The following is a 12,795-nucleotide window of genomic DNA, read 5'->3' as shown; positions in this document are numbered from 1 at the left end:
CGCCTCATGACCTCACAGCTACTGAGACTTTCTTACGCGTATGTACCATTCAGCCAGCAGTCTTACCTGTTTCTCGGTATAGCCCCTGTTAACCATACGTTTCACAAACTCATTGTGTTTGCGCTGGTCGTCATTGCTGCTCTTGGCGTTGAAAGAAATCACTGGAAGGAGGTCTTCAGTGTTAGAGAACATTTTCTTCTCAATCACTGAACGCATTTTTTCATAGCTCGACCATGCCGGATTCTTGCCGTTGTTGTTTGCCCGAGCCCTTAATACGAAATTAACGACTTCGTTACGGAAGTCTTTAGGGTTGGCAATGCTGGCGGCTTTCTCAATTTTCTCCAGCTCTTCATTGATGGTGGCGCGATCGAGAATGTCACCTGTTTCCGGGTCCCTGTACTCCTGATCCTGAATCCAGAAGTCAGCGTAGGTAATGTAACGGTCAAAGATGTTCTGACCGTACTCAGAATAGGATTCCAGGTAAGCGGTCTGAATTTCCTTACCCAGAAAATCAATGTATTTCGGTGCCAGGAACTCTTTCACATAGCGCAAATAACGTTCATGGATCTCTTTCGGGAACTGCTGCTGCTCAATCTGCTGTTCCAGAACATAGAGCATATGTACCGGGTTAGCAGCAACTTCGCCGGGGTCGAAGTTGAAGACTTTTGAGAGAATCTTGAAAGCAAAGCGTGTTGACAGGCCTTCCATGCCTTCATCAACGCCAGCAGCGTCTTTGTATTCCTGTAATGGTTTGGCGTTCGGGTCGGTGTCCTTCAGACTTTCACCGTCGTATACTCGCATCTTGGAATAAACATTGGAATTCTCCGGCTCTTTCACCCGCGACAACACCGAAAACTGAGCCAGCATTTTCAGGGTATCCGGCGCACAGGGCGACTCTTTCAGCGAACTGTTTTCCAGCAGTTTTTCGTAAATCTGTATTTCTTCGGTCACTCTGGTGCAGTAAGGCACCTTGACGATATTCACCCGGTCAATAAACGCTTCATTGGTTTTATTGTTGCGGAAACTCTGCCATTCCGACTCGTTGGAGTGGGCAAGAATAATACCGTTGTAAGGAATAGCCCCCATGCCTTCGGTACTGTTGTAATTACCTTCCTGAGTAGCTGTCAACAGAGGGTGCAGCACCTTGATAGGCGCCTTGAACATCTCCACGAATTCCATGATGCCCTGGTTGGCATTACACAATGCGCCAGAGAAGCTGTATGCGTCGGGATCATCCTGAGAGTACTCTTCCAGCTGGCGGATATCGACCTTGCCCACAAGACTGGAAATATCCTGATTGTTTTCATCACCCGGTTCGGTTTTGGCAATGGCGACCTGGTTCAGGATACTGGGATAGAGTTTAACCACTTTAAACTTGGTAATGTCTCCACCAAACTCATTGAGTCGTTTGACAGCCCAGGGAGACATGATGCCGCCAAGATAACGACCGGGAATACCGTATTCACTGGTCAGGATGTCACCGTCTTCATCGGCATTAAACAGGTTCAGGGGGGATTCAAACACCGGGGACCCCTTAATGGCGTAAAAGGGAATTTTCTCCATCAGGGCTTTAAGCTTCTCAGCCAGAGAGGATTTACCACCACCCACCGGCCCCAGCAGATAAAGTATCTGCTTCTTCTCTTCCAGTCCCTGAGCCGCATGTTTAAAAAACGACACAATTTGTTCAATGGCTTCTTCCATGCCATAGAACTCTTTGAAGGCGGGATAACACTTGATCAGTTTATTGGAAAAAATTCGGCTTTGTCGTGGATCTCTGGAAGTGTCGATCATTTCCGGTTCGCCAATGGCCTGCAACATGCGTTCAGCAGCATTAGCGTAAGTGGAAGGCTCATCCCTGCATAACTGCAAGTATTCCTGAACAGTCAGCTCTTCCTGTTGATGGGATTGAAACCTCTGTTGATAGCTGTCAAAGATATCCATATCGCGTCACCTGCCCTGTCTGATGTGTTGGGTCGATTCCCATGCTGAGGCTGCGCAAACAGTCTTCTCACAACAGGGTTATCGACAGAATCAGTACAAAGACCACTTTTTAATTATAGAACTGTCAAAAAACAGCCTTGAGCTCAAAACAGCCCTGAGCTCAAAACAGCCCTGAGCCTAAACCCTTCTGGACAAGAGCTAAAAAGTGGCCGAGGCTGACAGCCATTTCCATTGGCTGACATCATGGAACGCTTAACCTGCGTATAAGAAAAACTTATTGGAGGTTAACTCAAACAGAGCGGGAAAAAGCGAGCCCCTTTAAATTTATAATGTGGAGTTTTTAGACAATCTGCAATAGCTGGAGGCTTAAAATACCGTATTTTTTGTTTTAACAGGGCTGGCAAGTTTTTCTTACCAGCCGTTAGTACAAGTCAAGTGACGTATTTATATAAGGCAGACCCGGTGCTAGTGTACGACGGTTCGGCAATAAGCCACCTGTCCACCAGCACCTGTCATTATTTTTCTAACTGAGCGATTAGGGTGTGCAGAAAGCGTGTAGCTTCTCCACCAGTTGCAGCCCGATGGTCGAAGGTTAAAGAAATCGGCAATATTTTATGACTGGCAGCCTGCCCGTCAACACTGACAATCTCTTCCCGCAACTGCCCGACACCCACGATGCAAACCATCGGAGGCACAATGACCGGTGTTGCATATTTACCAGCAAACACACCAAAGTTGCTCAGTGTAATGGTAGCGCCAACCATTTCCGAAGGTGGCAGGGTGCGTTCATTCACTGCGGTTCTGAAAGCATTGATCTGATTTCTCAGCTGTTTGGCATCCAGAGTGTCAGCAGCACGAATGACCGGAACAAACAATCCTTCCTCACTGTCCACTGCCAGTCCAAGATGTACGGAATCGAACACTTCCCTGCTGGTCGTATTGCCATCAAACCAGGCATTTAAGGCAGGCTCTTCCTGACAGGCTCTGGTAATAGCCTGTATCAGTCGTACAGTAATGTCCTCACCTTTTGCCCAGTGGTCAATGTCGGCATCATCAAACAAAGTGACAGGTACGACTTCGGCGTGGGATTGCGCCATAGTGTTCGCCATAAATTTGCGAACACCTTTCAAAGGCTCAGGGTTTTCCAGTGCATATCCGGTTTGGGCAGGCTTTTCGGTTAATCTCATGCCAAGGCGGGAAGCCAGTTCGTTTACAGAGCCTTGAGCGGAGGGAGTTGCTAATGAGTCTTCTGGTGGAGAACCAATAAAGAAAGTATCGTCTTCTGCCGGGCAGGTAGAGTCTGTTGCCAGCTTCCCAACAACTGTGCCTGTGTCTTCTTCCTCCGATACAAACTCAACCAGAGGCGCACCGGTCAGAATGGTATCACCGGGTTGTCCACACAAACGCGCTACTTCAGCAGTAACCGGAGAAGGGACTTCAACAATGGCTTTGGCTGTTTCAACAGAAACAATTATCTGGTCTTCTTTTACGTGGTCACCTTCCTGTATATGCCACTCAACAATATCTGCTTCAGGAATTCCTTCTCCCAGGTCGGGCAGGTTAAAAAATTTCATAGGCAGCTTCTCGTTTATTATTTCTTAATGAAATGACGATTAATGGAACGACTTTTAATGGTACAACTTTTAATGGAAAGACAACGTTTTTAATGCAGCTTTCATAATGTCGTCAGGGCTGGGCAGATAATGATCTTCCATTCGATAATAAGGCATGATGGTGTCAAAACCTGTCACCCTCTCTACAGGCGCTTTGAGAAACGTTAACGCCTGTTCGGCAAGACTGGCGGCAATTTCTGCCCCTGCACCAAAGCTTTTACAGGCTTCATGGACAATCACGCATCGACCGGTTTTCTGAACCGATGTCAGAATGGTCTCCATATCCAGAGGCTTGATGGTGGCAACGTCAATCACCTCAGCCGAAACACCGTGCTGCTCAAGAGTACTGGCCGCTTCCATGGTTTCCTTTACAGAGGCTCCCCAGCTGACCAGAGTAACGTCCTGCCCCTGTTTCAGGGTAAAGCACTTATCCAGCGGCAGCAGTGGTGTCTTGTGATCAACCTCCTGCTTTGATGCCCGGTAGATGCGCTTGGGCTCCAGAAAGATAACCGGGTCAGGTTCATTAATGGCAGACCGCAACAGGCCATAAGCCCGCACAGGCGATGACGGAATGACCACCCTCAGACCGGGAATATGCGCCAGCAGGGCTTCAGTGCTTTCTGAATGATGTTCCGGTGCGTGAATACCCCCACCAAAGGGAGCCCGCAGTACCATCGGGCAGGACAAACGGCCACGGGTACGATTACGCATACGCGCTGCGTGGCAGATCAGCTGTTCCATGGTAGGGAAGATAAATCCCATAAACTGTATTTCAGCCACGGGCTTCAAACCCTGGGCAGCCATGCCAATGCTGATACCGGCAATCAGCGTTTCTGCCAGTGGTGTATCCATGACCCGCTTAAAACCGTATTTATCCTTTAACCCCTGAGTGGCACGAAACACACCGCCATTGACACCAATGTCTTCACCCAGCATCACCACATCCGGGTCGCTCTCCATGGCATGATCCAGAGCCAGGTTAACAGCCTCTACCATTGTGATCTTACTCATGGCTCTGGCCTCCTGCCGCCCTCAGCTCGGCTTCCTGCTTTTGCTGCTTCAGCGCTGACGGCATGTTCGCGTAATGGTAATCAAACAGGTCTTTTACGGGGGGAAGCGGCGTATTAAGGTAGGTTTGAACTTCCTGCTCAATCTGCAGGCTGACCTCTTTGATAAGCGCCTGCTCCTGCTGTTCGTCCCAGTATCCCCGGTGATGCAGGAAGGTTCTTAGTCGCTTGATGGGCTCTTTACCCCATGCCTGTTGCAACTCATCACTGCTACGATAACGACTGGCGTCGTCTGCCGTAGTGTGATCCCCCAGACGGTAGCTGATGGCTTCAATAACCGTTGCGCCTTTGCCACTACGGGCTCTGTCTATCGCCTCATTGATCACTTCGTGCAGGGCAATCACATCATTGCCATCCACCTGGTAAGAGGGTAAACCCGCTGATACGCCTTTCTGGGCTAAGGTGGGGGCACCGGACTGGATGCGTCTTGGGACTGAAATGGCCCACTGGTTGTTATTGATGACAAAAACCACAGGCAGCTGCCAGGCACCGGCAAGGTTCAATGCTTCGAGAAAATCCCCTTTTGATGTTGCGCCATCCCCAAGCGCACACACCGCGATACCGGAATCTTGTCGTATTTTCAGAGCAGCTGCCACACCAGCGGCATGACAGGCCTGAGTGGCAATGGGCACACAGTTGGGGAAGTCCTTGCCCCAGTGGTCACCAGAACTCCCGCGCTCATCCCCACCCCAGTAGAGCAAAATGTCAGACAGAGGAATGCCCCTGACCATAAGCCCCGGATGATCCCGGTAATAAGGAACCAGAACATCCTCTTTTTTCATCAGGGCGCAGGTCACTGTACTGATAGCCTCCTGCCCAAGACAGGAAGGATAGGTGCCCATCTGGCCCGTTCTCTGCAAAGCAACCGCCTTGGCATCAGCCTGACGGCCCAGCACCATATGACGATAGTAACCAAGCAGAATATCTTTATCCTCTGTCCAGCCCGGCAGTCGCTCGATCACTTCACCTTCAGCATCCAGATACTGATAAATGGGGATTGGATTAAGTTCTTTCTGTTCCACAGTAAAAGCCTCTGTTATTAGTCGGATTGCCTGTTTATAGTAGATAGTTTCAAGCAGTTAGCTGCCTGATCTCGTCACCAAACAACATAGCTTCAGCCATCTGGTCTGCAATCCGGTTAACCGGCTCCTGTTGTTGCTGCTGTCTGCGGAAGACCTGTAGCAGCGTTTCTCCAATCCCCTTAATTCTGTGATTCAGCTCTTCGTTGCTTTTGCGGGCGTGCATCATGGCAACAAAAATCAGGCCACCCGCATTAATCAGGTAATCCGGTGCGTAAAGAATACCCCGGTTAAACAGTTGCTCCCCACACTCCGGGGTGAGTAACTGGTTGTTGGCTGAACCGGCAATGGCACCACACTGCAACTGGTCGATAGTCTGCTCATTCAGGATACCGCCCAGACCACAGGGGCTGAAAATGTCACAGGGGGTTGAATAAATCTCTGCCGGGTTAACCACCCTGGCACCAAACTCCCTGACACATTGTTCAACTTTGACGTCATCAATGTCTGACACAATCAGCCGGGCGCCGTCTCTGTGCAACAGCTGGCACAGGGCATACCCCACACTTCCCAGCCCCTGAACGGCAATGGTCATGCCTTTGAGAGTATTGCCAAACCCTTTGTGAACCTTGAGTGTAGAAAGAATGCCGTAATAGACCCCTTTGGCGGTTGAAGGCGCAGGGTTTCCACTGGCGGACGTACAGGAAACATGGCGGGTCTGAGTGGCAATGATATCCATATCGGAAACCCCGGTGCCGCTGTCAATGGCTGTGATATATCGCCCTCCCAGCTCATCAACAAAGCGCCCAAACGCACTGAACAGTTCGGTGCGATCAAAGTCGCTTTCAGGCATCATGATCACTGACTTGCCACCTCCCAGGTCCAGCCCTGCCAGAGCTGCTTTGTAACTCATACCCTGAGCCAGCCGGATCGCATCGGTCACGGCATCATCAAAAGAGGAATAAGGGATAAAACGGCAACCGCCCAGTGACGGGCCTCTGCGGGTGTTGTGAATGGCGATAATGGACTTCAAGCCTGAATGTTCATCGTATTTAATATGAATATCATTCATTCTGGCCTCGGTTATCTGTCTGAACATACGGGATCCTCCGAATGGTCCAGAGCGGATAAGGCTCTGAGTTTGCTTTGTTTCTTTTTATTATTTTAGGCATCCTGCAAGCGGGTTGATTGCAGGATTTAGTGCAACAAGGATTGTAATCCCTTGTTGTGATTAAGAATGAAATCGGAAGCTGTTGTCAAATTTTGACAGGAAGTTTACCTTGAATGTTTGAGGATCAATCCCTTCTAACCCTTTTTGGCTCTTCTCTATTAGAGTTATTCTGCCTTTTCTTTTTACGCTTTACTTCAGCACCTTCAAAACCTGCCCACCACTCTTCATAAGAATAAGGTCTTTTCAGGTCTGGATCTGTCAAATCATGAGCTTCGGGCTGCTCCTCCATCTGCTCAGAACAAGGAACAGGCTCCTTACAACGCCCTTTTTCACGATGTTTTTCTAATTTCTTTTTTGTGTAAAAACCTTTTTGACATAGCTCACAAAAAGCAGGCCACTGAAAGAGAGGGCCATCAGAATTTTTTTTGCCTGTCTTTGCCTGACCTCTTGTGTGAACCTGATGTTTACATCCAGGTTTAACCCTCTGATTTCGACCACAAGTGTTAAATTTAAATTTGGCAGGCAGCTTACCGTGATAGCTAAATTCAGGGTCAAACACAACCAGCTCAGGCGTGTAGACAGGCACCTTAAGCGTTACCTGATATTCCCTGTCGTCACGACTGAAGTCGTTTTCAATCACCAGGGCTTCGCCCTCATGTATTTTCCTGATTTCCTCCGCTTTCTTCCTCATTTCGTTTTGCCTCTGAAGCCACTTTGGTTCAGTGGATAAAAACTGGTTTCGCTTTTTGACAAGGTTATCTATTTTTTTCTGCTCTTCCTGCTGAGCCGCCATCCGGGAGATCTGCTTGTAGGTTTCGTCATTGAAAGTTCGAACTATATCGTCTGTATCATCTGTCGGTATTGATGGCACCAGAATGATTTGGGACTGACTGTGTAACGTCAGCGATAATTGCCCATCTGCAATAAATGTCAGTCCCAGCTTTAACAAAGAGCCTCCCGTTTGCCCTTTGCAAAATAGCTTGCTTTCATCAGGGCTACTGCCCGATTGAAAGGTACATAAAGAATTTACCAGCAGAGGTTGAACCCACTCGCCGCCTGAAACACTTATTTCAAAATCAACACTTCCTTTACTGAAGAGTGATATATACGTTTTCCCGGTAACGGTCTGCACTTCCGGTGAATCGGGTTTAACACCGAGCTGATGAGGGGTCAGCTTCTGAACATCATGCCCGTAAGACACTAAAAAAGGATGCATAAATAAAGCGGGATTCATAACACCTGCTGCGTTAGCAGAAACGCCTGAAACCAGGGTGACGACCAACAAAAAATAGAGAGTAAAACTGTATGCCCTTGTTACTACCTGCACGCAGACCGCCTTGTGTCATGATTTTTTGATTATTCGCTTAAGATCGACAGACAATGCTAGTGCATATAACAGACTTTGCTTGGCTTTATTCGATCAAAATTTGTCATTGGGGAGATTTTCTGGGTATCTTGTTAGATCGAAATTGCCATCAACGAGCATGAGCGAGAATAGGAGGACGATCTATGGCAGACACTGTACTTGAAAAACGTCGCTTCCCCCGAAAGCTGCTTGAAGTACCTGCAGAGGTTCTTGATAACGACACCGGTCAGTTGTTGGGTATGCTGGAAGATGTTTCGAAGGGAGGTTTCAGCCTGGTCACCAACCAGGTCATCCGTCAGGATGAGGTTCGCAATATAACACTGGTGCTGCCTGGCCCCCAGAAAAGCTATCATCGGGTCTCGTTGATAGCTGAATGCGTCTGGTGCCAGTCAAGCAACAAGCAGGGGAGCAAGCGGGACAATAACACTCGTGAAGGCATCCCCGGCAAGGCGTCCTCAGATCAGGTTCCAGAAAGCTACGCCGCTGGATTTCAGTTGCGGGAGATCGGCGAACAGGATCTCGTTGCCCTTAATTACTTTATCCGTGACTACTGATACGAAGCTTTAGTCAGGAATGGGCAGGTTCAGGGTTTCCTTCAGCTCTTCCATCACAATGTAACTCTTTGACTCTCTTACACCGGGCAGCTTTAACAGGATGTCGCCCAGCAGTTCCCTGTAGGAGGCCATTTCAGAAATCCGGGCTTTAACCAGATAATCAAAGTGGCCCGATACCAGATGGCACTCCAGAACATTAGGCAGGTTAATCACCGCCTTGCGGAAATCATCGAAGATATCGGCAGATTTGGTGTACAAACTGATTTCGACAAACACCAGCAGACCGGCTTGCAGGTATTGTGGATTTAAACGGGCGCTGTAGCCCTGAATAATCCCTTCACGCTCCAGTCTCTTAACCCGTTCCATGCAAGGCGTTGTACTCAGGCCTACACGATCAGCAAGGTCTACATAGGATATACGACCATTTTCCTGCAAGGTGCGCAGAATATTACGGTCAATCCTGTCTAGTTGGCGAACGACTTCTTTGCGGCTTCTCATGGTTTCAGCTGTTGTTTGACGAACTGTCATTGTATAGCTGTTGGGAAAGCTCCCTTCAGCTATGCCATTTAGGAAAATGCCGCAATTTCGCATAAATATGCATCAGCGAACATTCCGAGGGTGCGTGAGAGTATGGCACAGACAGAAAATCTTCAAGTACTTAAATAGACCAGCTATGTAAATTTTCCGTTTGCCTGTGAAAAATAAGCAAGATAGCCCTGTGAATGTGAGTACTCACAGTATGATGCTCGTATTCACCGGCCATAGTCGTGAGTCAGGCTCCAACGGCTATAGACGACAGGGCGTATTCAACCGGAACCCGGTTAAGATTGCAGAACAGCTGATAAGGTATGGTGCTGGCATAGCGGGCTATTTCTGCGGCCGGGAGATCCTTACCCCATAATACAACGCTGTCACCCAGCCGGGCTTGTGGTACATCGGTCAGATCAATGGTCAGCATATCCATGGAAACCCGACCAATAACAGGCACTCGCTTACCATTAACAAGAACGGGAGTACCGTTTTGTACATGCCGCGGGTAACCGTCAGCGTAGCCAATCGCCACCACCCCCTGTCGGGTCGGACGCTGACTGGTCCATGTGCTGCCATAACCAACCGGGCTGCCAGCAGGAATATTCTTAATGCCGATTATGGCTGAATACAACGCCATAACCGGCTGCAGCTGTTGTTCAATCGAATGAGCCGCTTCAAAGGGAGAAGCGCCATACAATAATAATCCGGGGCGATTCCATTCAGCACGAGCCCGGGGGTAGTCCACCAGACCGGCAGAATTGGCAATACTGCGCTCACCCGGCAGTCCAAGCGTATGTTGCTCAAAGACTTCCAGCTGATGTTGTGTATAACCATTATCCGGTTCATCCGCACAAGCAAGGTGAGTCATCATCACAATGTTGCTGACCCAGGGCAGTGCATCTAGACGCATCCAGGCGGCTCGAAATTCTTGTGGTAACAGACCAGCACGATGCATGCCAGAATCCATTTTCAGCCAGACACGTACAGACTCTGGTTGCGGATTTTGTTCCAGCATGGCCAGCTGTTCAGAATTTTGCACGACGATGTCCAGCTTATGACGACTGATTTCGTTCAGCTCACTGGTTTCAAAAAAACCTTCCAGCAGGAGAATCGTTTGCTGGATACCGGTACTGCGCAACTCCAGAGCTTCTTCAATGCAGGCCACCGCAAACCCGTCAGCCTGACCTGACAATGCTCTGGCACAGGCGACCGCACCATGCCCATAAGCATCGGCTTTTACCACTGCCAGAACTTTGCCATTTGTTCGTTCCCGGTTGGCTAACGCTTTGGCAAGCTGGTAGTTGTGTTGCAGGGCATTAAGATTAATGACCGCTTTGGCTGGACGACTCATGGTTGCAGTGTTTCCCCCAAAAGAATCAGCCACAATGCTAACAATTTATAATTTTTAGCTCTTTATGTGATTATCGAAATTCACTAAGTGAATAAATAATACCGGTAACGGGAAGTTATCTACAGTCCTGCTATAACATTGAGGTAAACGACGGGAGACTTTTTTGGCTTTTGGCTTTTGGCTTTTGGCTGCCTGACTAACAGCTAACAGTCAGCAGCCAACAGCTTTATAATCTAGACTTCAGGCTCACTTATCGATTTTGGTAATCTTGGTTCCTTCCAGGGTCAGGTTATACATCAGGCCTTTATTGTCACTGATGAAAGCGATGATCGGCTCCTGAATGTTATTGGTAGCAATGGTTTCACCGACACCAAACTCGGCAATAGCAATGCTGCCATCAACGCCTGCTTCCCAGCCTTTGCTGTTACGGAATGTCTCCAGCGCTTCATGAGTCATAAACATGAGAACCTGAGAACGCACCTGAGCACCCAGTTGAAGACCAACAGAAGCCGAAGCCGTGTTGTAATAGTCAACTACCTGCTGATTGATCAGCAGCGCGCCTTCACCGTACTCACCGCCCACAAACAAACCACCTTTAATGATTTTTGGGAACACCAGAATGCCCTTGGCCTCTTTACCAAGCGCCCTGGCTGCAGAGCTTTTGTCGTAAAGGCTCGACAATGTTTCCTTAACGGTAGCGTTCAGTTCGTTCTTTGATGAAGCGACGGCTGGCAGAGTCAAAACAGAGACGACCATGAACAGAAATAGATGTCTCAACTGGCACAACATAATGTTTCCTCGTAGTTAATGCTGCCGTAATAGTACCAGTGCATGGTCGTGTTTCGATGTCTGCTTTACACAACTTTTTCAGGTTTAAGCGTTATTTTCTCACTTATCGTGATCTACAAGGGAAGTGCTGTTGTGTATTTCATCTGCTCCATGGCAAAGCTGGACGTCACATCGCACAGGCCGTCGACACTGTTAACCAGTTTTTTATAGAAGCGATCAAAAGACTGAATATCTTTGGTCACCACTCTCAGCAGATAATCGTACTCACCGCTCATCCGGTAGCATTCAGCCACTTCCGGGAAACTATTAACGGTGTCTGAGAAGATTTTCAGCCAGTCAGACGAATGGTGTTGTGTTTTTATATGGACAAATACGGAAACTCCCAGCCCCACTTTCTCGGCATTAATCAGGGCAACCCGCTTACTGATATACCCCTGCCCTTCCAGACGTTTAATTCGGTTCCAGCAGGGGGTAGGCGACAGACAGACTCTTTCTGAAACTTCAGCCAGAGAAAGGGTGCTATCTTCCTGCAGTTCAAGCAGAATTTTTCGGTCGATAGAGTCCATTGCGAAAGTATTACGACAGAACAAAGAGAGGAAGGCATGGTGTCATACTCCCCTGAGCTTGGCAAAATCCTGCTACCGCTCTGTTCTATACCTTCAGAATTATCACCATTTAACGCCAAACGTCACCGCATGAAAATCTATGGATTCATTCAGGCTTGCCAGCCCGGCATTGGAGTAGTGTAACCAGTTGTAGCTCATAACATATTGCTGCTGTTGCCCAAAGGTAAAGCCAGCCCCCAGTCGTACTTCAAATAACCACTGGCTGCCCAGATTGATGGGCGATGTCTTTTCCTTTTCCAGATCTTTCTCAGAAAACCAGGCACCGCCAAGACCTGCATCCAGAAAAGGAAACGTATTTCCAAAGAGTGGGTGAGCCGAAGAAAAGCGAAAGACAGGAGAGAAGCTGACCACGGTCGCACTGTCTTTACCCTCAGGGCTGGGGTTGTCGGAAGTATTCAGGCGGCTTTTTAACATCGAGCCACCAAGTTCAAAGTAACCAGACATCACCAGTTTATCAGAACGGTAAAGCTCTTCATCCAAATCCCACTGAAGCCCAATACGATAATGGTGATAATCAGCCTTTCGACCACTGACAACAGGCAGGTATTGACCATAAGTGGCAGAGACACCATCGGGGCTGGCATCCAGGGCAAAGGCAGGGAACGGCAGCAATGACATGATGCCTGTGTAGAAAAGTCCTTTTTTCACTGATTCCTCCTGCTGTAAGCGAAGGTAGGCTTACAGCACTTTTATTATCGTGTTATCGGGAGAAATCGAGAGATGATGAATTAATCATAAAGGGAGGCACAAAGAAAGGAAATGCCACT

At 48.5% G+C, this 12,795-nt stretch carries 12 protein-coding genes; 1 reads left to right on the top strand and 11 read right to left on the bottom strand.

Going from position 1 to position 12,795, the window contains the following annotated elements:
* Positions 1-18: 18 nt before the first annotated feature.
* From NX722_RS23330 to NX722_RS23305, 6 genes are all read right to left on the bottom strand, one after another.
* On the bottom strand, positions 19-1,941 hold the full coding sequence (locus tag NX722_RS23330) for a PrkA family serine protein kinase (protein ID WP_262565257.1): 1,923 nt from the start codon (positions 1,939-1,941) through the stop codon (positions 19-21).
* 515 nt (positions 1,942-2,456) lie between these two features.
* On the bottom strand, positions 2,457-3,515 hold the full coding sequence (locus tag NX722_RS23325; RefSeq protein WP_262565256.1) for a dihydrolipoamide acetyltransferase family protein: 1,059 nt from the start codon (positions 3,513-3,515) through the stop codon (positions 2,457-2,459).
* 69 nt (positions 3,516-3,584) lie between these two features.
* Positions 3,585-4,565 carry an alpha-ketoacid dehydrogenase subunit beta gene (locus NX722_RS23320; RefSeq protein WP_262565255.1) on the bottom strand — a complete coding sequence of 327 codons (981 nt, stop codon included), beginning with the start codon at positions 4,563-4,565 and terminating at the stop codon, positions 3,585-3,587.
* A complete protein-coding gene (pdhA, locus tag NX722_RS23315; RefSeq protein WP_262565254.1) occupies positions 4,558-5,643 on the bottom strand; it encodes a pyruvate dehydrogenase (acetyl-transferring) E1 component subunit alpha in 1,086 nt (361 codons plus the stop codon). Before pdhA ends, NX722_RS23320 begins: the two co-directional genes overlap by 8 nt.
* Before the next feature lie 49 nt (positions 5,644-5,692).
* Complete coding sequence (locus NX722_RS23310; protein WP_262565253.1) at positions 5,693-6,739, bottom strand: Leu/Phe/Val dehydrogenase; 1,047 nt, start codon at positions 6,737-6,739, stop codon at positions 5,693-5,695.
* A gap of 196 nt (positions 6,740-6,935) precedes the next feature.
* Positions 6,936-8,045: a hypothetical protein gene (locus tag NX722_RS23305; RefSeq protein ID WP_262565252.1), complete on the bottom strand. Its 1,110-nt coding sequence runs from the start codon at positions 8,043-8,045 to the stop codon at positions 6,936-6,938.
* Between the two features lie 275 nt (positions 8,046-8,320).
* Here NX722_RS23305 and NX722_RS23300 point away from each other — a divergent pair, with 275 nt between their 5' ends.
* Entirely contained in the window at positions 8,321-8,731 is a 411-nt protein-coding gene (locus NX722_RS23300) for a PilZ domain-containing protein (protein WP_262565251.1), read from the top strand.
* Between the two features lie 9 nt (positions 8,732-8,740).
* On the opposite strand, the gene lrp is transcribed toward NX722_RS23300, so the two are convergent.
* The 5 genes from lrp to NX722_RS23275 all read right to left on the bottom strand — a co-directional run bounded on the left by lrp (position 8,741) and on the right by NX722_RS23275 (position 12,676).
* Positions 8,741-9,259 carry a leucine-responsive transcriptional regulator Lrp gene (lrp, locus tag NX722_RS23295; protein WP_456077468.1) on the bottom strand — a complete coding sequence of 173 codons (519 nt, stop codon included), beginning with the start codon at positions 9,257-9,259 and terminating at the stop codon, positions 8,741-8,743.
* A 244-nt stretch (positions 9,260-9,503) separates the two neighbouring features.
* The gene (gene alr / locus NX722_RS23290) at positions 9,504-10,613 is read right to left on the bottom strand and encodes an alanine racemase (protein WP_262565250.1); all 1,110 of its coding nucleotides are present in this window, start codon (positions 10,611-10,613) and stop codon (positions 9,504-9,506) included.
* A gap of 246 nt (positions 10,614-10,859) precedes the next feature.
* Entirely contained in the window at positions 10,860-11,402 is a 543-nt protein-coding gene (locus NX722_RS23285) for a BPSL1445 family SYLF domain-containing lipoprotein (RefSeq protein WP_262565249.1), read from the bottom strand.
* A gap of 113 nt (positions 11,403-11,515) precedes the next feature.
* Entirely contained in the window at positions 11,516-11,968 is a 453-nt protein-coding gene (locus NX722_RS23280) for an Lrp/AsnC family transcriptional regulator (RefSeq protein ID WP_262565248.1), read from the bottom strand.
* Between the two features lie 102 nt (positions 11,969-12,070).
* The gene (locus tag NX722_RS23275) at positions 12,071-12,676 is read right to left on the bottom strand and encodes an acyloxyacyl hydrolase (RefSeq protein WP_262565247.1); all 606 of its coding nucleotides are present in this window, start codon (positions 12,674-12,676) and stop codon (positions 12,071-12,073) included.
* Between the last annotated feature and the right edge of the window lie 119 nt (positions 12,677-12,795).

Origin of the sequence: Endozoicomonas gorgoniicola (assembly GCF_025562715.2) — a bacterium.
Taxonomy (GTDB): domain Bacteria; phylum Pseudomonadota; class Gammaproteobacteria; order Pseudomonadales; family Endozoicomonadaceae; genus Endozoicomonas_A; species Endozoicomonas_A gorgoniicola.
The sequence above is the reverse complement of the archived record's forward strand: the minus strand, read 5'-3'. Positions and strand labels throughout refer to the sequence as shown.